General features: G+C 61.9%; 22 protein-coding genes. 6 read left to right on the top strand and 16 right to left on the bottom strand.

The annotated features are described in order from the left end of the window. Positions 1-339: 339 nt before the first annotated feature. The 8 genes from AB7I51_RS09540 to AB7I51_RS09505 all read right to left on the bottom strand — a co-directional run bounded on the left by AB7I51_RS09540 (position 340) and on the right by AB7I51_RS09505 (position 6,010). On the bottom strand, positions 340-738 hold the full coding sequence (locus AB7I51_RS09540) for a carboxymuconolactone decarboxylase family protein (RefSeq protein WP_428403981.1): 399 nt from the start codon (positions 736-738) through the stop codon (positions 340-342). Positions 739-774: 36 nt separating this feature from the next. Next, a complete protein-coding gene (locus tag AB7I51_RS09535; protein WP_428403982.1) occupies positions 775-912 on the bottom strand; it encodes a hypothetical protein in 138 nt (45 codons plus the stop codon). Positions 913-1,173: 261 nt separating this feature from the next. Beyond that, complete coding sequence (locus AB7I51_RS09530; protein ID WP_409980521.1) at positions 1,174-1,314, bottom strand: hypothetical protein; 141 nt, start codon at positions 1,312-1,314, stop codon at positions 1,174-1,176. An 88-nt stretch (positions 1,315-1,402) separates the two neighbouring features. Next, positions 1,403-3,331 (bottom strand): cobaltochelatase subunit CobT, encoded by a 1,929-nt coding sequence (cobT, locus tag AB7I51_RS09525; RefSeq protein WP_428403983.1) that lies wholly within the window; start codon positions 3,329-3,331, stop codon positions 1,403-1,405. Positions 3,332-3,401: 70 nt separating this feature from the next. Further along, positions 3,402-3,650 carry a hypothetical protein gene (locus AB7I51_RS09520; RefSeq protein WP_428403984.1) on the bottom strand — a complete coding sequence of 83 codons (249 nt, stop codon included), beginning with the start codon at positions 3,648-3,650 and terminating at the stop codon, positions 3,402-3,404. Positions 3,651-3,826: 176 nt separating this feature from the next. Beyond that, complete coding sequence (locus AB7I51_RS09515) at positions 3,827-4,054, bottom strand: FmdB family zinc ribbon protein (protein ID WP_428403985.1); 228 nt, start codon at positions 4,052-4,054, stop codon at positions 3,827-3,829. Positions 4,055-4,342: 288 nt separating this feature from the next. Continuing rightward, a complete protein-coding gene (gene cobS, locus AB7I51_RS09510; protein WP_428403986.1) occupies positions 4,343-5,341 on the bottom strand; it encodes a cobaltochelatase subunit CobS in 999 nt (332 codons plus the stop codon). 66 nt (positions 5,342-5,407) lie between these two features. After that, a complete protein-coding gene (locus tag AB7I51_RS09505) occupies positions 5,408-6,010 on the bottom strand; it encodes a J domain-containing protein (RefSeq protein WP_428403987.1) in 603 nt (200 codons plus the stop codon). An 86-nt stretch (positions 6,011-6,096) separates the two neighbouring features. Here AB7I51_RS09505 and AB7I51_RS09500 point away from each other — a divergent pair, with 86 nt between their 5' ends. Beyond that, complete coding sequence (locus AB7I51_RS09500; RefSeq protein WP_428403988.1) at positions 6,097-6,393, top strand: BolA family protein; 297 nt, start codon at positions 6,097-6,099, stop codon at positions 6,391-6,393. Positions 6,394-6,426: 33 nt separating this feature from the next. After that, a complete protein-coding gene (locus AB7I51_RS09495; RefSeq protein ID WP_428403989.1) occupies positions 6,427-7,605 on the top strand; it encodes a phosphoserine transaminase in 1,179 nt (392 codons plus the stop codon). Between the two features lie 16 nt (positions 7,606-7,621). Here the strand turns inward: AB7I51_RS09495 and AB7I51_RS09490 are convergent, their stop codons facing one another. Both AB7I51_RS09490 and AB7I51_RS09485 read right to left on the bottom strand, forming a co-directional pair. Further along, the gene (locus AB7I51_RS09490; RefSeq protein ID WP_428403990.1) at positions 7,622-8,032 is read right to left on the bottom strand and encodes a PIN domain-containing protein; all 411 of its coding nucleotides are present in this window, start codon (positions 8,030-8,032) and stop codon (positions 7,622-7,624) included. Between the two features lie 9 nt (positions 8,033-8,041). Beyond that, entirely contained in the window at positions 8,042-8,299 is a 258-nt protein-coding gene (locus AB7I51_RS09485; RefSeq protein ID WP_428403991.1) for an antitoxin, read from the bottom strand. A 176-nt stretch (positions 8,300-8,475) separates the two neighbouring features. Here AB7I51_RS09485 and serA point away from each other — a divergent pair, with 176 nt between their 5' ends. Then, the gene (gene serA, locus AB7I51_RS09480; RefSeq protein WP_428403992.1) at positions 8,476-10,062 is read left to right on the top strand and encodes a phosphoglycerate dehydrogenase; all 1,587 of its coding nucleotides are present in this window, start codon (positions 8,476-8,478) and stop codon (positions 10,060-10,062) included. 183 nt (positions 10,063-10,245) lie between these two features. Continuing rightward, positions 10,246-10,869, top strand: a complete 624-nt coding sequence (locus tag AB7I51_RS09475; RefSeq protein ID WP_428403993.1) for a L,D-transpeptidase — start codon at positions 10,246-10,248, stop codon at positions 10,867-10,869. A gap of 54 nt (positions 10,870-10,923) precedes the next feature. Here the strand turns inward: AB7I51_RS09475 and AB7I51_RS09470 are convergent, their stop codons facing one another. The 6 genes from AB7I51_RS09470 to AB7I51_RS09445 form a co-directional block, all read right to left on the bottom strand. Continuing rightward, entirely contained in the window at positions 10,924-11,298 is a 375-nt protein-coding gene (locus tag AB7I51_RS09470) for a gamma-butyrobetaine hydroxylase-like domain-containing protein (protein ID WP_428403994.1), read from the bottom strand. 76 nt (positions 11,299-11,374) lie between these two features. Further along, positions 11,375-13,240: an extracellular solute-binding protein gene (locus AB7I51_RS09465; protein ID WP_428403995.1), complete on the bottom strand. Its 1,866-nt coding sequence runs from the start codon at positions 13,238-13,240 to the stop codon at positions 11,375-11,377. Positions 13,241-13,448: 208 nt separating this feature from the next. Beyond that, positions 13,449-15,923: a TonB-dependent receptor family protein gene (locus AB7I51_RS09460; protein WP_428403996.1), complete on the bottom strand. Its 2,475-nt coding sequence runs from the start codon at positions 15,921-15,923 to the stop codon at positions 13,449-13,451. 30 nt (positions 15,924-15,953) lie between these two features. Next, positions 15,954-17,132, bottom strand: coding sequence for an MbnH family di-heme enzyme (locus tag AB7I51_RS09455; RefSeq protein WP_428403997.1), 1,179 nt, complete (start codon positions 17,130-17,132; stop codon positions 15,954-15,956). Continuing rightward, positions 17,129-18,205: an MbnP family copper-binding protein gene (locus tag AB7I51_RS09450; RefSeq protein WP_428403998.1), complete on the bottom strand. Its 1,077-nt coding sequence runs from the start codon at positions 18,203-18,205 to the stop codon at positions 17,129-17,131. The genes AB7I51_RS09455 and AB7I51_RS09450 overlap by 4 nt, the downstream gene beginning before the upstream one ends. Before the next feature lie 172 nt (positions 18,206-18,377). Further along, positions 18,378-18,791: a DUF2946 family protein gene (locus tag AB7I51_RS09445; RefSeq protein WP_428403999.1), complete on the bottom strand. Its 414-nt coding sequence runs from the start codon at positions 18,789-18,791 to the stop codon at positions 18,378-18,380. A 371-nt stretch (positions 18,792-19,162) separates the two neighbouring features. Between AB7I51_RS09445 and AB7I51_RS09440 the strand changes: the two genes are divergently transcribed. Next, positions 19,163-19,498 carry a hypothetical protein gene (locus tag AB7I51_RS09440; protein WP_428404000.1) on the top strand — a complete coding sequence of 112 codons (336 nt, stop codon included), beginning with the start codon at positions 19,163-19,165 and terminating at the stop codon, positions 19,496-19,498. 128 nt (positions 19,499-19,626) lie between these two features. After that, positions 19,627-20,433, top strand: a complete 807-nt coding sequence (locus AB7I51_RS09435; protein WP_428404001.1) for a methanobactin precursor domain-containing sigma factor — start codon at positions 19,627-19,629, stop codon at positions 20,431-20,433. Positions 20,434-20,461 lie beyond the last annotated feature (28 nt).

The raw sequence follows: 20,461 nt of genomic DNA, 5'->3' as shown, positions 1-20,461 counted from the left end.
CAGCGGCGCCGGATCAATTTGCAAGCAAACAGCATCCCGCGCAGCGAAAACCTGCGGAAACGATTACTTCCGCAGGTCTCAAAACTTCGTCACGTCAACGCCTTGCGAGTTCTTCACGGATGACTAAACCCAGCCGCCGCGCATCAGCGCATGGTGCGGTTAGCAGAGAATTGAGGCAAGTGTTCTCCGTCATGGCCGGGCTTGTCCCGGCCATCCACGTCGAGAGGCGGCGCAACGCGCGAGATTGGCGCGGCGGCGCCGCGTGGATGCCCGGCACAAGGCCGGGCATGACGTGGAACGGGTGCGAGTAATCCACTTAACACCCTGCTCAAACAGCGCTCACCCCACCTGATACTCCTCGTCGATTGGCACGCCGAGCGCCGTCACAAGTCGGTTCGTCTCCGACGCCATGCCGACGATCGCCAGCAACTCGCGATATTCCTCTTCGCTCATTCCCTTGGTGCGGGCACTCGCGGTGTGCGAATGGATGCAATAGGGGCAGGCATGGGCGATGGAGACGGCGATATAGATCATCTCCTTGACCTTGGGGTCCAAAACGCCCGGACCCATCACTTGCTTGACGCTCTCCCAGGTGCGTTTCAGCGTGACGGGATCATGCGCCAACGCGCGCCAAAAATTATTGACGAAATCGCTTTTGCGCGTCGCGCGGATGTCGGCGAAGACTTCCTGCGCCACGGGCGAAAGGTCTTCGTCGGCGAGCAATCGGACCGTGGCCATGTTCTCTCTCGTGTGATGGCGAGGGCGCGAGGAGCGTCACTTGTCGGGCGCGCTCGGCGCGGCGGGCCATGTGCGCGGGCCCGGATTGACGTGATAATTCACGCCGCAGCCCGAGAGCGCCAGCGCCATCGCGAGGAAGAAGAGCATCGATTTTGGAAGCGGGGCGAGGCGCAAGAGCCGTCCATGGGGAAGAGTTGCGGCGGACTTTAAAGTCCTCAAGCCTTATAGGCGCAAATCGAGGCCGATGGAATCTTCACGAATTTGCGTTCGCGAATGACCTCAAATCCCAAAAAGATTGCGCGCGCCGACCAAAAACGCCGGCCACGCGCTTAATGCATCATCTGCCTTGCGCCGCCGCGCGCGCCTCTTGGGGCGACGCGCGGCCCTCCCTGCGAAAGCGGATGTCGAAATCGTTTCGGCGACCGACAGGCGGGCTTACGAGCCCCAGATCGTCAGCGCGGCGCAGAGCGCGAAGGGCAGCCAAGCGAGCGCGACCACGGCCGACACGCACATGAACCGCTCAGTTTCACTTGCCTCTCTGCGAGGCGCATTGTCCTGCCACTGAATGAACGCCATCACGATCCCCTAAGGTTCAACCGACGCTTTGAGGAAACGCACGACGAACGGAATCGTTGCAAAAAAGTTAAGAGCAAGCGCCGAAAGGTTAATGGCGGGCGGCGGCGAGCGGAGCGCGCGACGAGCGCTGGCTCGGCGGCGACGCCGGCGCGGCGCTTTCGCTGAAGAGTTCGGCGAGCTTTTCGGTCATGGCGCCGCCAAGCTCTTCGGCGTCGACGATCGTCACCGCGCGGCGGTAGTAGCGGGTCACGTCATGGCCGATGCCGATGGCGATCAGCTCCACCGGCGACTTGGTCTCGATCTCGTGAATGATCTGGCGCAGATGCCGTTCGAGATAATTCCCCGGATTGACCGACAGCGTTGAATCATCGACCGGCGCACCGTCGGAAATCATCATCAGAATGCGCCGCTGCTCGGTGCGCGCCAAAAGCCGGCGATGCGCCCAGTCCAGCGCCTCGCCGTCGATATTCTCCTTCAAGAGCCCCTCGCGCATCATCAGGCCGAGGTTGCGCCTGGCGCGCCGCCAAGGCGCGTCGGCGGCCTTGTAGATGATGTGGCGGATGTCGTTTAAGCGGCCGGGATTGGGCTTCTTGCCCTCGGCAATCCAGGCCTCGCGGGACTGGCCGCCCTTCCAGGCGCGGGTGGTGAAGCCGAGTATCTCGACCTTGACGCCGCAGCGCTCCAGCGTGCGCGCCAGAATATCGGCGCAGGTGGCGGCGACGGTGATCGGGCGCCCGCGCATCGAGCCGGAATTGTCCAAGAGCAGCGTCACCACCGTATCGCGAAAATCCATGTCCTTTTCGCGCTTGAAGGACAGAGGCTGCTGCGGATCGATGATGATCCGCGGCAGGCGCGCCGGGTCGAGCATGCCTTCTTCGAGGTCGAACTCCCAGGAGCGGCTCTGCTGCGCCATCAGCCGGCGCTGCAGCCGGTTAGCGAGCCGCCCCACCACCGAGGAGAGATGCAGCAGCTGCTTGTCGAGATAGGCGCGCAGCCGATCAAGCTCCTCGGCGTCGCAGAGCTCCTCGGCGCGGATGGTCTCGTCGAAGCGCGTCGTATAGGCGTGATAATCGGCGCCGGCGCGCTCGGCGGCGTTGGTCGCCGGGCGGCGCGCCTCGGCGGCTTCCTCGGCGTCGCCGGCGTCGGCCTCGCGCTCGGTCTCGCCATAGGGCGCTTCCGCCGAATCGCTTTCGCCTTCCTGCTCCGCATCCTCGGCGGCGAGCGCGGTGTCCAATTCAGTCGCGCTTTTCGATTCCTCGTCGTCCTGATCGTCGCTCTCGTTCTGATCGGGATTTTGCGGCGCTTCCTCGCTCTCCTCGTCGGCTTTGGTCTCGTCCGGCGCCTCGCCGCTCGCCATGTCGAGATGCGAGAGCAGGTCGCGCACGATCTGGGCGAAGAGTTTTTGGTCCTCCACCGCGCCGGACAGACGGTCGAGATCGGCGCCGGCGCGCTCTTCGATCGTGTCGCGCCACAGATCGACGATTTTCTCGCTGTGCGGCGGCGGCGCGAGTCCGGTCAGGCGCTGGCGGGCGAGCAGCGCCAGCGCGTCTTCGAGCGGCGCGTCGTCGCGGCTTGAAATCTCGCCGGCGTGGCTGCGTTGATAGCGGTCGTCGAGCATCGCGCCGATATTGGCGGCGACGCCCGTCATCCGCATCGCGCCGATTGATTCGCAGCGCGCCTGTTCCATGGCGTCGAAGGCGGCGCGGGCGTCGGGGGGCTCGGGTGCATAGCGGCGATGCAGCGCGTCGTCATGACAGGCAAGACGCAGCGCCAGCGAATCCGCCTGTCCGCGCAGGATCGAGGCGTCTTTCAGGGTGAGCTTGCGCGGCGGCTCGGTCAGCCGCGCCTTGGCGCCCTCATTGGCGGCAATGAGCGACGGCCGTTCGGGCGCGAAGGTGACGTCGAGCGCCGGCGCGCGGGCCATGGCGCGCATCGCGCCGGCGACGGCGCGTTTGAACGGCTCCTGCGGCGCCTCCTTTGGCGAGGCGGGACGGCGGTTCGTGGGAGCTGGAGGCATCCGCCCAATATAGACCAGTTCGCTCTGGCGCAGGAAGGAAAAGCCTCACGCGATGCGCCGGGCCGACGCCTCACCAATATCTCCAGGGGCGGCCGTACCAGCCCAGCCCGGGGCCATAGGAATAGTTGAGACTGGCGCGGCGGTCGGCGTCGCGATTAAGGTCGATGTCGAGCAGACATTTCGAGAAGGCGTCGGTCCCCTTGCGGAAGCCATAGCCGCGGCAGCGGACTTCGTCCGCGGCGCGCAGCTCGGCGGTCGAGGCGCATGCGCCCAAGAAGAGCGCCAATATGCCTATGGCGAATATTCTTCCGATCCGCATATCGCGATTCTCCGCCCGGTCCGGGGCGATTATTGGGCGGTCGATAGCGTTTTCCGCCTGGCCGCTTGGCAAGCGCGTCAGAGCGAGAGTGGTTCAAATCGCTTAAATTTGCGCAAAGCCCGGAGGGCGCAGCTGACGCGCGGTTTCAGCCCGAAAGGCATGAATTGCGCGATTCCTTACAATTTTCGTTCGGCCTTGTTGAAGTTGGAGAGATCGCCTTCCGCCGCGGCGCGCTTCCGCCAGGATTTGGCGATGGCCGGGTATTTGATCTCCTTGGAGATGCGGGAAATCTGCTGCTGCAGCTTCTCGCTCCCGCATTGGGGACAGGCCGGGACGTCCGAGCCGCGCACCAGCAGTTCGAATTCCGCCGCGCAGGCGTCGCAAACATAGGCGTAAAGCGGCATGAACCCCTCGCGTCGGATACAGTTGCCTGCGACGCGAGCAATTTCCGTTCCGCATGCCGGCTTCATGCTTTCGCGCCCGCGACGTGTCGGTGAGCCTTTCAAGCTTAGCGTCGGCATTTTTCTAATGTAGCGGCTGCTCGGTTGAACGCCGCCATGCCCCCACCCCGGCCCTCCCCCGCTTCGCGGGAGAGTGAGAAGATTGCGCGTTTCACAAGAGATTGCGCGTAACGCCTGCCGCCCCCTCTCCCGCTTTAGTGGGGGAGGGTGAGAGAGAGGGCCAAGCCCTCTCTATGTCATCACCACATTCACCGCACTTTCCGGCAGTTCCTTGCCGAAGCAGCGCTGGTAGAATTCGGCGACCAGCGGGCGCTCAAGTTCGTCGCATTTGTTCAAAAACGTCATCCGGAAGGCGAAGCCGATGTCGCCGAAAATCTCGGCGTTCTCGGCCCAGGTGATGACGGTGCGCGGGCTCATCACCGTCGAGAGATCGCCGGCCATGAAGGCGTTGCGGGTGAGATCCGCGACCCGCACCATCTTGTTGGCGACATCGCGCCCTTCCTTCGACGCGCCATAGGATTTCACCTTGGCGAGCACGATATTGGTCTCGGCGTCATGCGGCAGATAATTCAGCGTCGCGACGATCGACCAGCGGTCCATCTGCGCCTGATTGATCTGCTGGGTGCCGTGATAAAGGCCGGACGTGTCGCCAAGCCCGACCGTATTGGCGGTGGCGAACAGGCGGAACGCCGGATGAGGCCGGATCACCCGGTTCTGATCGAGCAGCGTGAGGCGGCCCGAGACTTCGAGCACGCGCTGGATCACGAACATCACGTCGGGGCGGCCGGCGTCATATTCGTCGAAGCAGAGCGCGATATTATGCTGAACCGCCCAGGGCAGGATGCCGTCGCGAAATTCGGTGACCTGTTTGCCGTCCTTGAGGACGATGGCGTCCTTGCCGACAAGGTCGATGCGCGAAATATGGCTGTCGAGATTGACCCGCACGAAGGGCCAGTTGAGCCGCGCCGCCACCTGCTCGATATGGGTCGACTTTCCGGTGCCGTGATAGCCGGTCACCATCACCCGACGGTTCTTGGCGAAGCCGGCGAGGATGGCGAGCGTCGTCTGGCGATCGAACAGATAGTCGGGATCGAGGTCGGGCACATGTTCATTGCGCTCGGAGAAGGCCGGAACCTCCATGTCGGAGTCGATTCCGAACACCTGGCGCACGGAAATCTTCATGTCCGGCGTGCTGTCGAGCCCGGTTGCGGCATGTTCTAGAGCGACCAAAATGCGTCCTTTCGTTACGCCGAAACTAAGCCAGCGGGGGCCAAAAGCCCCGCCCCAATCGAGCGCTCAGACCAACCGTGCGGCCCTCAGCGTCTTATAGGCATGGATGATTTCCCGCAATTTTTCCTCGCGGGAGCGGTCGCCGCCATTTGCGTCGGGATGATGGCGCTTGACCAGTTCCTTGTAGCGCGCGCGGATCGCCTCTTTATCCGCCGTCTCCTCGAGCCCCATGGCGACGAAGGCCCTGATCGTCACCGGCGAATGGGTCCGACCTCGGCGCTCGGGGGCGGGCGGCGGACGGCGGAAGCGCTGGCGATACACGCCAAGCGGATCGGCCGCCGCCGCCATCGGGTCCTCCCGAAAGCCGGCCTGTCCGCGACGCGTTCCCATCGACCAGGTCGGCCGATGGCCGACGGTCGCGTCCTTCATGTAGCGGGCGACCGAAGCGTCATCCATACCGTTGAAATAATTGTAGGTTGCGTTGTATTCCCGAACATGCTCAAGGCAGAAGCAGAAATACTGCCCCTCGCGCAGCCGGCCCATCGGCGCGCGATAGGTGCCTTCCGCCTCGCAGCCCGGCGAATCGCAGCGGATCACGCTCTCGCGCGGGGCTTCGCGCGGCTCGCGCTGCGTTCGGATGCGATCGAACAGGGGCGAATTGAGGTTCATGTCGTTCCATTATGATGGCGCCGCAGCACGCCGCAAGCACAACCGGCGCCCGATATGCAGATACGGCGCCGACGGGGAGATGAACAATGACGGATCAGAGTAAAGGCGTCGTCAAGGCGCGCATTGCCCAAAAACTCACCGAAGGCCTCGCGCCGGCGGCGCTCAACGTGATCGACGATTCTCATCACCACGCCGGGCATGGGCATCACCATCCCGACGGCGAAACCCACTTCACCGTCGAAGTGGTGAGCGCGGCTTTCGAGGGCAAGAGCTTGATCGAGCGGCATCGTCTGGTCAATGCGCTTCTCGCCCAGGAGCTTGCAGATCGGGTTCACGCGCTGGCGATCAGCGCCAAGACGCCGCAGGAAGCCGCGCGCGCTTAGCGCGATCGCAAGAAACGCCGCAAAGGATTCGTCATGGCCGCCGATACAGTGGCGAAACCAAGCGCCAAGCCGGCGAACCCGTGTTTTTCTTCCGGTCCCTGCGCCAAGCGTCCGGGATGGGCGCTCGCCAATCTCGCCGGAGCGGCGCTCGGCCGCTCGCACCGTTCGAAGAGCGGTAAGGCGAAACTGGCGCAGGCGATCGCGCTGACGCGAGAGATTCTGCAAGTTCCCGCCGATTATCGCATCGGCATCGTGCCGGCGTCGGACACCGGCGCCGTCGAGATCGCGCTCTGGTCGTTGCTCGGCCCGCGCGGCGTCGATGTCGTCGCCTGGGAAAGCTTCTCAAAAGATTGGGTCAATGACGTTCTCAACCAGCTGAAGATCGACAAGGCGCGAAGCCTTGTGGCGCCTTACGGCGAACTGCCTGATCTCGCGCGGATCGATTTCGACAATGACGTTGTCTTCGCCTGGAACGGCACGACTTCCGGGGTGCGCGTCGCCAACGCCGATTTCATTCCGTCGGACCGCAAAGGTCTGACGATTTGCGACGCGACCTCGGCCGCGTTCGCGCAGCCTTTGGATTTCGCCAAGCTCGATGTGACGACTTACAGCTGGCAGAAAGTGCTCGGCGGCGAGGCCGCGCATGGCATGCTCATTCTCTCGCCGCGCGCCGTCGAGCGGCTGGAAAGCTACACGCCGTCCCGGCCGATGCCGAAGATTTTCAGATTGACCAAGAAGGGCAAGCTCAACGAAGGGATTTTTCAAGGCGAGACGATCAATACGCCGTCGCTCCTTGCGGTCGAAGACTATCTCGACGCGCTGTCATGGGCGAAATCGATCGGCGGACTTGAGGCGCTGTTCGCGCGCTGCGACGCCAATGCGCTTGCCGTGACCGATTGGGTGGAAAGAACTCCCTGGATTGATTTCCTCGCAAAGGATCCGGCGACGCGGTCCAACACCAGCGTCTGCCTCGTTTTTACCGGCGACAGCGCGGCGACGGGCGCCGACGCCAAGGCGGCGCTGGCCAAAAAAATGGTCGCGATGATCGAAGCGGAGGGCGCGGGCTATGATTTCGGCGCCTATCGCGACGCGCCGCCGGGCTTCCGCATCTGGTGCGGCTCGACGGTCGAGGCGTCGGACGTGACGCTGCTGACGCAATGGCTCGACTGGGCCTATGCAGCGGCATGCGCCGAGGCTGCGCAGGCGGCGTGAACCCTTGATCGCGGCGCTATGAATCGCTCCAGTCCGTCACGATGAGGTTCGGAATCCGTTCGAACTCACGGCGGTTCGTCGTCACCAGAACAGCCCGCCGTCGACGGGCTTGCGCAGCGATAAGATAATCGAACGGCCCGATCGGCGTTCCGCGCTCCTCCAGGAAGGCTCTGATGTCGCCGGCTTCGCGCGCATCTTCGCCATCGAAGGAAGGCAGATCGAAACCGGCGGAAAGAAACTCATCAAGGAGCGCGCACGCTTTTTCGGGGCGATTGCTCTTTGCGACTCCGTAGGTGAGTTCAAAAATGACGAGAGCCGGAACGATCAGAGGCGTTCCCGCCCTCAATTCCGCATCGAGTCTTTCGCCGATCCACGGCTTCCTCTTGTTCAGGGCGAAAATAATGACATTGGTGTCGAGGCAAAACATCGACGCGGTTCAATCGAACGAGATCGACTCGTCGGGCGCGAGCGGCGAATCTTCTTGTAGCCCAGAAGGCAGGAAGTCTTCCGCCCCCATGGCGTTCAATCTTGCACGCCAGGCGTCGACGTCGAACGCGGGGACTTCGATCGGCTCCAGAATGACCTTGTTGCCGACTTTACTGACGCGCACTTCCGTGCCCGGCATCCGAAATTCCTTGGGAAGCCGGACGGCTTGGCTGCGGCCGTGCTTGAATAATTTCGCGGTGGCGGTCATGTCGCGTCCTTTGATATCTATTTGCGATAGATATCAAACTTCAGGCCATTTTCCACCGATAACATTTCAAGAGGGTCCCGCGTCATACCGCGCTGGCGAAATCTCGAATAAGCTGATCGCTCGGCGGCCTTCCAACCAAGCTACGCTCGTGGCTCCTTTCTTCATAGGATGAACACATGCCGCCGCGCGTTCTCATCTCAGATTCTCTTTCGCCCGCCGCCGCGCAGATTTTTCGGCTGCGCGGGCTCGACGTCGATTTCGAACCGACCCTCGGCAAGGACAAGGACAAGCTCGCCGCCGCGATCGGCGACTATGACGGATTGGCCATCCGGTCGGCGACGAGGGTAACCGCCGACATTTTCGAGCGTGCGAAGCGTCTCAAGATCGTCGGTCGCGCCGGCATCGGCGTCGACAATGTCGATGTGCCTGCTGCCACGGCGCGCGGCGTCATCGTCATGAACACGCCCTTCGGCAATTCCATCACCACCGCCGAACATGCGATCGCGCTGATGTTCGCGCTGGCGCGCGAAATCCCCGCCGCAGACGCCTCGACTCAGGCCGGCAAATGGGAGAAGAACCGCTTCATGGGCGTCGAGATCACCGGCAAGACGCTCGGCGTCATCGGCTGCGGCAATGTCGGCGCCAATGTCGCCGAACGCGCGCTCGGCCTCAAGATGCGCGTTATCGCCTTCGACCCCTATCTCACCGAAGAACGCGCCGAGGAGCTTGGCGTCGAAAAGGTCGAACTTGACGGGCTTTTGGCGCGCGCCGATTTCATCACGCTGCATACGCCGCTGACGACGCAGACGAAAAACATTCTCTCGGCGGAAAACATCGCCAAGACCTGCAAGGGCGTGCGCATCGTCAATTGCGCGCGCGGCGGACTCGTCGATGAAGAAGCGTTGCGCAAAGCGCTGGATGAGGGACATGTCGCCGGCGCGGCGTTCGATGTCTTCGCTCAGGAGCCGGCGACCGAAAATCCGCTGTTCGGTCATCCGCATGTCGTCTGCACGCCGCATCTCGGCGCCTCGACGAGCGAGGCGCAGGAAAAGGTGGCGCTGCAGATCGCCGAGCAGATGGCGGATTATCTGACGCGCGGCGCGATCGCCAACGCCGTGAATTTTCCCTCGATCAGCCCCGAAGAGGCGCCGAAGCTCAAACCCTTTGTCGAGCTTGCCGAGAAGCTCGGCCTCTTCGTGGGTCAGATCGCGCGCGTCGGCGTCGAGAAATTATCGATCGTCTATGAAGGCGTCGTCGCTTTCCAAAAGACGCACGCGATTACGTCCGCGGCTCTATCGGGATTGCTTCGGCCGATTCTTGAAGACGTCAATCCGGTCTCGGCGCCGATCCTCGCCAAGGAGCGCGGCTTGGCGATCGAGGAAATCACCCGCGAGGCGCAGGGCGATTATGAATCGCTCGTCACGCTCAGCGCGCATACGGCGCAGGGCGAAATCTGCGTCTCGGGCACCGTTTTTCACGACGGCAAGCCGCGCATCATCCGCATCGGCGAGATTGGCGTCGACGCCGAATTCTCGCCTTCGATGATCTATGTGACGAATGAGGACCGGCTTGGCTTTATCGGCAGATTCGCCGGAGCGCTGGGCGACGCCGAGGTCAATATCGCGACCTTTGCGCTCGGTCGAGACAGGCCTGGAGGCGTGGCTGTCGCGCTCGTCGCCATTGACGGCGAATTGCCGACGCATGCGCTGGCGGGCCTGAAGAGCCTGCCCGGCGTCAAACAGGCGACCACTTTAAAATTCTGAGCATATTACCGCTGTTACGCTCACGCTTACTGTTGCAACTCTGCCACAATCGCTGGAGAAACGCCGCCTCGCGGGACTTGTCCGCTTGCCCGCGCGCACCTGCTGCGAGACTAATCGTCGCGGTGCCCGCGACGATTTCCGAGTCGGCGCGGCGCACGCCCACTCTTAGACAAAGGGACCATCATGCGGCGTCTTGCTCTTGCGTTAGTTTGCGCAATCGGCGCGCTTTGCGGCGTTTCTTCTGAGGGATTTGCGCGCAGCGGCGCGCCGCAGCCGGCGCCGGCGCCGGCGTTCGACCCTTTCGGCGCGCTTTTCGGCGGCGGCGGTTTCGCGCCCCAGTCGAGCGATGGCCGTCCTCAGGCGGTCGCGGTTCCGCGCGAGGTCGTCGCCTTTGGCGAGAGATATGCGCCGGGCACGATCATCATCGCCACCAATGAGCGGCACCTCTACTACACGCTCGGCAATGGCCAGGCGATCCGCTACGGCGTCGGCGTCGGCCGCCCGGGATTCGAATGGGCGGGCACGCGCTATATTTCGCGTAAGCGCGAGTGGCCGGATTGGACGCCGCCGGCGCAGATGCTGCGCCGCCGCCCCGACCTGCCAAGGCACATGGTTGGCGGATTGAGCAACCCGCTCGGCGCGCGCGCCATGTATCTTTCCGGCACGCTCTATCGCATTCATGGTTCGAACGAGCCCTGGACGATCGGTCAGGCCGTGTCGTCAGGCTGCATCCGCATGACCAATGACGACGTCGTCGATCTCTATAATCGAGTGAAGGTCGGCACCCGCGTGGTCGTGACGCGGTAACTCTCGGCAGCGCGGTTTAAACGGCCGGCGCGCGCGTCGGCCGTTTCATTTTGACTATTTTTCTCCGGGTCGATCGCGATCGAGCCCCTTGGCCGCAAGCTCTTCGACATAGGCGTCGAATCGCTGCGTCGCCGTCTCCCCAAGTTCTCGCAAATATCGCCAAGTGTAGATGCCGGTGCGATGCATGTCGTCGAAGTCGAGCCGCACGGCGTAATTGCCGACCGGCGCGACGCCGATGATCGCGACATTGCGCTTGCCGCCGACGGTCTTTCGCTCCCGCTCGGAATGTCCCTGAACTTCGGCGCTCGGGCTTTGCGTGCGCAACAGCTCGGCGCTGAGCGCGAATTGCGCGCCGTCGTCGAAGGCGACGTTCAGCGTGCGTCCGCCTTCCAGGAGGCGGAGTTCAGTCGGCCAGGGCTCTTGCCCCATGTTGCGTCTCTGGCTTTTGCTCGAGCGGTTTACAATCATCCCTACCGCTTTCCGACGCAGGCCGCCAACACGATTCTCAATGAGACTGAGCGCTCTGCTTCCACCAATTCTCCAAGCTGAAGCCGAAGGGATACATCGGAACGAGCGGCGTGCGTTCAGGATGGCGGATGGCGGCGTTATGCGCGCACCAGATGGCGTTCGCATGCTGGAGAGGCACGAAATAGAATCCGGAAAGCAAGATGCGATCGAGCGCGCGCCCCGCCCAAATGCTGTCCTCGCTGGTGCGCGATGCGATCAGATTCGCGATCGCGGCGTCGAGCGCCGGCGAGGCGGCGCCGGCCAGATTGACTGAGCCTTCCCGGTTGAGGCTTTCCGTGGTCCAGCGATTCAGCTGCTCCTGTCCTGGCACCGCCGTCGCCAGCCATTGCCCAGTCATCATGTCAAATTCGAAGCGTCGCCGCCGGCGCTGATACTGGACGTCGTCATATAGGCGGGGATTGGCCTCGATTCCGATGCGCTTCAACGAGCCTGCGAAATTGAGCGCCAGCCTCTCTTCGTCGCGGTCGCGAATCATGATTTCGAACGTGACCGGAACGCCGTCCTTCTGGAGTCGTCCGCCGACGAGAACATAACCAGCTTCAGCGAGAAGCTCCTGCGCGCGCTTCGCGACCGCGCGATCGCGTCCCGAACCGTCGTGACGAACCGGTCTCCAGCGGCCCTCGAGAATATCGTCGCGAACGGCGCCGGGAAACTTCGCGAGAAAGGCGCGCTCGGCGGCGCTCGCAGGCCGCCCCGTCGAAGCATAATCCGACTCTCCGAAATAGCTTTGCGTGCGGACGTAGAGTCCGCTGTAAAAATTGGCGTTGATCCACTCGAAGTCATACATCATCGCAATCGCCTCGCGCAGCCGCGCATCGCGAAAGATTGGTTTACGCAGATTGAAGACGAAGCCTTCCATTCCCGTCGGTCGGCCGGGCCGCAGGACTTCCTTCACGACGGCGCCGTCACGAATGGCGGGGAAGTCATAGCCGCTCGACCAGCGCGCGGCGCTCGTCTCCTCGCGATAATCGATCAGTCCCGCCTTCAGCGCCTCGAACAGCGCGGCTTCGTCGCGGTAGAAATCCAGACCGATTTCATCGAAATTATAAAGGCCGCGCTGGCTCGGAATGTCGCGGCCCCAATAGTCGGGGTCGCGGCGCAGGACAAGACGCTCGCCGAGTTTCGCTTCTGAAATCACGTAAGGACCAGAACCGAGAGGTATCGTCATGTCGAGCGCGTCGAAACGCTCGACATTGATGGTCTTTTTCGACAGCACCGGCATGGCCGCGAGAATAAGCGGCGCTTCGCGATCCTGCACGCCGGTCAGATCGAACCGCACCGCATGGTCGTCGACCGCGACGGCGGATTTCACCAACGCGAAAGTGGCGCGATGGCCCGGTCGGCCTTTCGACTTCAGCAATTCGAAGGAGAATAGTACGTCGGAGGCGAAGATCGGCGTCTTGTCGGAAAAGCGCGCCCGAGGATCGATGTGAAAGGTGACGTGTTCGCGTGCGTCGTCGATATCGACCGACTGCGCGATCAGCGGATAAAGCGAATAGGGCTCGTCCTGCGATCGGGTCATCAGGCTTTGCAGCACATTGCCGATGATGAGCTGCGGCGCATCCCCGAATCTGGAATTGAACGGATTGAGACTTTCGAATCCCCCACGCTTGCCGAGCCGCAGTGCGCCGCCTTTTGGCGCGCGGGGATAGGCATAAGGAAAATGAGCGAAATCCTTCGGCAGCGCCGGTTCGCCATAGAGCGCAAGACCATGCGCAGCGGGAGCGTTCGAAAGATTTTCCGCATGCGCCGAAACGGACGGCAAATCCGCGACGGCAGGGAGGAGCGCCACGAAACCCGCGGCGGCGATCATGCGTCCGATTGCGTGGTCAGTGCGAAGCATTGCATCGCCTCCTTCGCAAATTTCGCGGACAGAAGCTGTCCGGCTTGGGCAATCTCCAATTCCAAGAACTGTTATTCGTCGTCGCCGCATCGCCCGGCGCATTATTGGTTCAGTGTGGATATCGCTGTTGTGAGCGTTTTCGAAGCTTGGCTGCGAAGCGCTTGCCTAGCGGGCGCCGCCCCACAAACGGGGGCGGCGCCCGATCGCATCAAAACTTGAGCTTGATGCCTGCCGTGTATCCACGCGGCTGGCCGGCGATAATTCCCGCGCCTTGCGCCAGCACCAGGCCGCCGGTCGGCCAGACGATCGGCGTTTGTAGCGCGGTGCCGGGGATGAGCGAATTGCCAAGCACGGTTGCGCCGTTGACATAGGTCCGATTGAAGACGTTCTGGACATCGAAATAGAGTTCGATGTTCTTGATATAGAAGTTTGTCAGGTCGTGATTATAATGAGCGTTGAGATTGACCACGCTGTAGCTTGGGATGGTGGTGTAATTAGCGTTGTCGATCGTATAATCGCTCTTGAAGATATATTCGACATAGGCGCCGAGACCCGCGAGATCGCCGAAAGGCTGATCATATCCGAAGCGCGTTGTCAGCGTATGCGCCGGCACATTGGGAATTCTGTTGCCCGCGCGATTGTAAAGAACAGGAACTTTGGCCAGCGCAGGAACGCCACTGACCGCTCCGAGATCGTCCCAATAATTGGTGAAGAACTGATTGTTGAACGTATAGGCCGTGATGAGCCGCCATCCCTCAAAGGGCCGCCAATCGGCGTTCAGCTCGACGCCGCGGTGGAGAGAGGCGGGAATGTTCTGCTGATATGAGACAAGTGCGTTGCTCAACGTCAAAATTTCATTGCGGTGCCATTCATTGAAACCGGTCACGCTGACGGTGAGGTCAGAGCGCGGCGTCCAGTCGATTCCGAGATCGACGCCCATGTTGGTCTGAGCCTTCAGCGGATTTTGTCCGACTCCGTTTCGCGTATTGGTGAGGAACACGAATGTCGGCGTGCTGTAGCCGGTCGCATAGCGCGCCCGCACTTGCCACTCTGGGCCATAGCGATAGGTGAGCGATGCGTCCGGCGCTGTGTTCCAATAGTCATTGTCGACCGCGATCTGAGTAGGAAAGGCCGGCTTTTGGTTGATGGCGTAGTTGTAAACGGTGTTGACGCCCCAGACCCGGTTCCAGTTGGCGCTGAAGCCGATGACGCCGGTCAGGCCTGGCGCGAGCGCAATTTCTTCGCGCGCGCGCAAACTGATGTTTGACGTGTAAGAATCGATCTTGCTGACCTGCGCGCCGGTTGCGCCGCTATACCAAGTATTCGGGATCTGGTTAAAGAGCGGGTTGGTGGTTTTGGCGTTGTTATAGAAGAACTGGAGAAAATGCGTCGCCGGAAACCCAAAGATTGGAACGTGACTGGTGATGTCAGTCTGTGCGGTAATGCCGACGGTCGGGCCTCTGATCCCGACAGGTCCGCCGAGCCCGCCGACGAACGTGGGCCCGACTTTCGGCGGCGTCCAAGTGCCGTTGATGTTATCGAGATAGTCGTAAGTGAATAGTGACCGCCACGTCGTGTCCTTATCAAAATCATGCTCGAACTGAACGCCGCCGATCTGTCTGAGCGTATTCGTGTGAGTGCCGAGCTGCCACACGCTCTGCTTGACCAAAGGCGCAAAGGTTTTCGGTGGAGGCGGGGCCACACGACCATCCGTGTACGCGCCGTTCGCCGGCACGTTTAGATTGTTGCACAATTGGGCGTTCCAAACGGTGGGGATGGCGCAGCCTTGTTGAAAAGGATTAAGATAGAACACGCCTATATTTTCTCGGTTGATGTACTCCGATCTCAAGTTGTTGGCGATATATTTCACGGTGACGCGATCGGCCGGGGTCACGTCCCATCTGCCGAGAAACTTGGCTTGTTTGCCTGAGAAAGAATTGCGGGTCCAGCCGGTGCTGTTGGCGTCGGATGCGAAAAACGCCAGATCGAAGCCGCCGAGCACGCTGTCCTTCACGGCCTTGCCGACGCGAATGTAATTGTTGACATAGCCGAAGCTGCCAAATTCCGAACCTGTGTGGACGCCGTCGATTTCGGCGCCGGTAAAGGTGCGGAAATTGATCGCGCCGCCATAAGCGTAATTGCCGAAGAGCGCGGATGAGGGTCCGCGATAGACGTCGACGGCGGCGTAAGAATGCGGATCGAGCAGGTCGGAACGGCCATTGCCGTCGGCCGTCATGATCGGAAAGCCGTCTTCCCAGAGCATGATGTTGCGAATACCAAATGGGAACCCGACGCCGAGACGATTGCCGGACCCGCGAATCGAGATCATCAGATCGCGCGCATTATTGCCCTGCTGTATGGAGACGCCGGGGCTGTAATTCAGCACGCCCCGGACATCGACCAGCGGCGTCGGCCTTAAGAATTTGGTGTTGACGGTCGTCGCCGTCTCGCCCGGCGGATCGCGGTAGATCGGCAATTTCGCGCGGACGGGATTGAAGCCCGGCGCATATCCGTGTTCGCCTGTCGTCGATTCCTCTACGGCCGGAGGCGTGGCGGGCGCCCGCTGCGCGGCGCCAATGGTGATTTGCGGAAGCGCCTGCTGCGCATGGGCGCCGGACGGGGAGGACAAGACGGCGAGAGCGCCGAGCGCCACGCCGTGCATCAATTTCGATCGAGTCCGCATCTTCTTATCTTTCCTATCTGGGGTTGAAACTCATTGAGTAGGCGCACGCGTTGAGCCGCTTGCGGTCGACGCCTTTTTCCAGGGGTCGGCGAAGCGGGGGGAGGTCAGCAGGGAGTCGTCGGTCAGCGTTTTCAGGAAGGCGATCAGATCGCTCTTTTCCTGGGGCGACAGATCGATCGGCACGATCAGCGCGCTCTTGTTCGGATTGTAGCGGCCGTCGCCCTTCAACGGACCGCTGGCGACGTTGCGGCCGCCGGCCGCGTAAATGTCGATCACTTCTTCAAGCGTCGCGACGCTGCCGTCGTGCATATAGGGAGCAGTGACGGCGATGTTGCGCAGGCTCGGCGCGCGAAACGCGCCCATCTCGGCAGGGTTGTGGGTATTCTCGAACACCCCGCGATTGGGCTCCGGATAAGCGCCCTTGCCGTCGAGATCATAAAGGCCGGTATTGTGAAACGGCGTCTCGATCTCGCGGGTTTTCGCGTGATAGAACTGATCGTCGAAATTCACGCTGCCGTGGCAGTGATGGCACTCCGCCTTCTCGCCAAAGAACAAATCCTTGCCGCGCGTCTCTTCCGGGGTGAGCGTCGCCTTGCCGAGAAGATAGCGATCATATTTCGAGGAGGTCGACACGACGCCGCGCTCGAAGACCGAGATCGCCTTGATGATGTTGCCGAAGTTGATCGGATCGGCTTCGCCCGGAAACGCCGCCGCGAAATCGCGGCGATAATCCGCGTCGCCGGAAAAGCGCGCGAGGATCTCCTTGCGGTTCTCATCATTGACGCCCATTTCGATGGGCTCTTCGCCAAAGAGCGGCCCCTCCATCTGCTTTTCGAGCGTGACCAGCGCCGGATTGGCCCAGGTCAGCGTGGCGCGCCAGGCGGCGTTCGCGACGCTCGGCGAATTGCGCGGCGTATGCTGGCCGGTGGCGCCGACGCCGACCGGCCTTCCGTCGGTGAAAGCCAGGCGCTGCTCATGGCAGGAGGCGCAGCTCTCCTTGCCGTTTCCCGAGAGGCGCGCGTCATAGAAGAGCTTGCGCCCGAGTTCAAAGCGCGTCTCCGACATCGCATTGTCCGGCGGAACGCGCGGCGGCGGCATGAACTCCGGCAAGGTCCAGCTCCATGAATCCGCGCTCTGGTTGGTTTCGCCTTGCGCGCCGGTTGCGATCAGAATCGCGGCGAAGAGGGGCAGAAGAGTTCCGCGCTTCATTTGCCGGCCTCCGAGCGGAAGATTTTCGTCGGCGCGCCCTTGGCCTGGCCGGCGTCATTGGCGTCGGGCGCCGTCTCTTTGAGCCGCAGCCCGAGGTTTTCGAACATCGGCGCGCATTCCGGATCGGCCGGACCGCTCATGCAGCCGGTCGAAAATCCCTTGTCCTTGCCAAGATCGATGCCGGCGAAGAGCGCCTTCAGATCGAGCACGACGCGCTGTCGCGCTGGTTCGAAGGAAGCGAGCTTGACGGGAATGCGATTGGGATTGGTGCAGGAGGCGATTTCGCCTTTGACGGCGTCGCCGCGGCAGCCGGTCGAGCCCAGATGAAGCATCCAGGTCGAGACCGTGATCGTGCCATCCTCATTGACGCGCAGCGGCGCGGCCTTGGGCGCGTCGGCCATCGCCGGCGCGCCGCCATCGGGCGCCGCGCCGGGGCCGCCTTGCGCGCCGGCGTCATTCGCTGCGTTCGCCGGTTTTTTCGGCTTGAGCGGCGGGCGAGTCACGCCGCCTTCCGGATCGACTTCGATCTTCATGAATTTGCGGCCCGCCTGCCAATTCCAACTCATCGACTGCAGATCGAGCGGCGCGGGCGCGGTGGCGAAATTCGAGTGGTTGAGGATGACGTCTTTTCCGTCCTTGTCCTGAACGAGACTTGGGACGCCGATGACGAAGCTTATCCCCTTGTAGCGGCCGCGTGGCGCTGAACCTTTGATCGTCTCGTTGACATCGGCGCTGCCAATGCATTTGCCGGTCTTGTTCTCGAAATCGAGCAAAGCGAGATTGGCGTATTGCCAGTCATTCTGTTCGAGTTCGATCGGAACTTCGCGGCCGGCGGCGTCGATCAGCGCCGGCGCCGAGATGTAGAAGCGCGCGTCGCGGAGTTGGGCCGGCTGACCGCCGGTTCCGAGTCCGGCGATGTCGCGGCCGCATGCGACCGGTTGATCGCCCGCCGTAAGCGCAAAGCGAATCTCAACCGGCTGTCTGTCGCTCGCATTCGATTTATTGGCGGCATGCGCGACGCCTATCGCCGCAAGCCCGCCGAGGGCGATGGCAAAACGGTTAAATGCGCTCATGATTCCTCTCCTGTCGACGACGAGCATTGAGATGTGTCTTGGCGGCGCGTTGGCCGCGCGCGCAGGCGACGACGATCGGCGGCGTGTGCGAACACGCGCGCAAAAATCAGACGCGATGGAGAAAGGGCGAGCGGGGGTCGAAGACCCGGTGGCCGACCGTTAACGCGCTTCTTTAGGAAAGAAGCGTCGGCGGCGCGCGCGAAAGCCTGTTACTTGGCCACTGAACGACTGGCGGCGCGAGATCGTTCCGCTCAATCCAGAAAGGAGGATCGTCCGACTGCGGCGCCAGCACGAGAACCACAGCGGTCAATAGAACTTTTGAACTAGAGTCGCCGCCTTGCTCGTTCAGGTAGCAGGCCAGGCAGTGCATGTGCTGGACATGGGGCGCCTTGCCGTCGCCGTCGCCCTTGTCGGCGCAAATTTCGCTGGAAAGCGCCACAGGGGAGCTGATGAAGGCTCCGATGTCGCCGCTGTAACGAACATGAGAAAAAACAAGCGCCAAAGCTTGCTGAAACAGCAGACATGCGACGACAGCCGCCACAAACGGACGTACATAGCGCCCTATTTTTTGTCTACCTTGCCGCATAGTGAATTCTGCTTACACAGCAATTCATTTGTCAATGAAGTTTGGCGTCGACTTGTTTCAATATTTGTAATTGTTGCGCTTCCGCCACACTTGGTCTTTGCGTCTTTGCGGTTGGTTCGTCGCGGACCGACGACTTCTACATGCGTCGAAATCGACGAAGCGACGACCGACGCAGGGCTTTCGAACCCGCTCGGCATCGTTGGGAGTCTCGCTGATAAATATAGAGATGGAGCGTCGACGGTTTGATTGTCGACAGTAACGCCTTTAGCGGGCGTTGCGCCATGTGCTCGGCGCATAAGGAGTTTTCGTGTTGCCGCTAGCGCGTTTAGCGCCTATGATCGATAGACCGTAAGCAGGGGTTGGCGGCATCCATGCTCATTCGGCTATTTCTTTTGCTTGCGACATTACTGCAGGCGGCGGTCGTGTCGACCGGCGCGGCGCACGCTCGCGTTCAGCATCCGACCTTTACCGCCCCCATCTGCAAGAATGACGCGAGTCCGGCAAATCCTTATTCGCCGACGGACCGCGCCGGCTCCTGCGTCGACTGCGTCTCCTGCTGCAACTCCCACCCGCCCGATTTATGCGTTTTCGAACTCGTTTCGCGCTTAATCCGTCCGACCGGCCAAAGCGTCATTCTTACCCCCGCTGTTCTTCCGGCGCCGCCGAAGCATTCGGAATCGCCGCCGGCGCGCGGCCCTCCCGCCTAAGTCCAGGCGACGCAATTCGGCAGCGAATCGTCGCGGATTATCATTAAGTCAACGCATCGCCGAAGGCCCTTCCGGCCGTTTGCGATCGATGCGTTTCGTTGGCGGCGCGCTTGGGAGGGAATGCGCTGATGGCCAAATCTCATGAGACGATCAACCGACTGTTTCGAAGCCATCACCGCGATCTGATCACGCGGGCGCGCCGGGTAATCGGCTCGGACGATGCCGAAGACATGGTCCAGGAAGCCTATCTCAAAATGCTTGAAAGCGACCATGGCGACCTGGTCGCCAACACGCGCGGCTATGTGTCGAAAATGACATGCACGCTCGCCATCGATGCGCTGCGAAGACAAAGGACGCATGCCCGGGCAATAGCTGAAAATAGCGCTTGGTTTCAGGCCGCCGCCCGAGAGGCGCGGATCGCGCCGGCGATAGAGGCGTTGGGGCTGGCGTTAGAGTTTCAAGCGGCCCTGGCGCAGCTGCCGCGAAGCTGTCGTCAGATCTTTTTCATGAACCGAATATTGGGTTTCAGCCATTCGGAGATCGCGCAGGAAATCGGCGTTTCCCTTAGGACGGTCAATCGCAAACTCGGTCAGGCGCTGGAGCACTTTGATCGCGCCTTCGAACTCTCAGGCCCGAGCGTCAAGACGTCGACCACGCCGACCGAGTTCTTGGCCACGCCTTCTGTCGTCCGCAAGGTGACGGAAATAAAAATCCCGCCGGCTCGAAAAAATTCTCATCGCAGTCTGTCCGATTTTTGCGGCCTCGCTCGTCCTACTATTCGGGTCCCGCGTGCTGCGAACCCCGTCTGGACTTTCCAGACGAACTCTAAGAGGGAGGCCATCATGACCATCCGTATCGCCAAGCGCATTACTCTTAACGTTATCGGCCGCGCCGGCGCCGGCTGCGCTTCGACCTGCGCCGCCACCAACGGCTAAGCACGATCGGCTCGCGCCGCCGGCTCCC

The organism is Methylocystis sp. (assembly GCF_050246715.1).
In the GTDB taxonomy this organism is placed as follows: domain Bacteria; phylum Pseudomonadota; class Alphaproteobacteria; order Rhizobiales; family Beijerinckiaceae; genus Methylocystis.
Note: the sequence above shows the minus strand (reverse complement) of the source record. Positions and strands in the feature narration are given on the sequence as shown.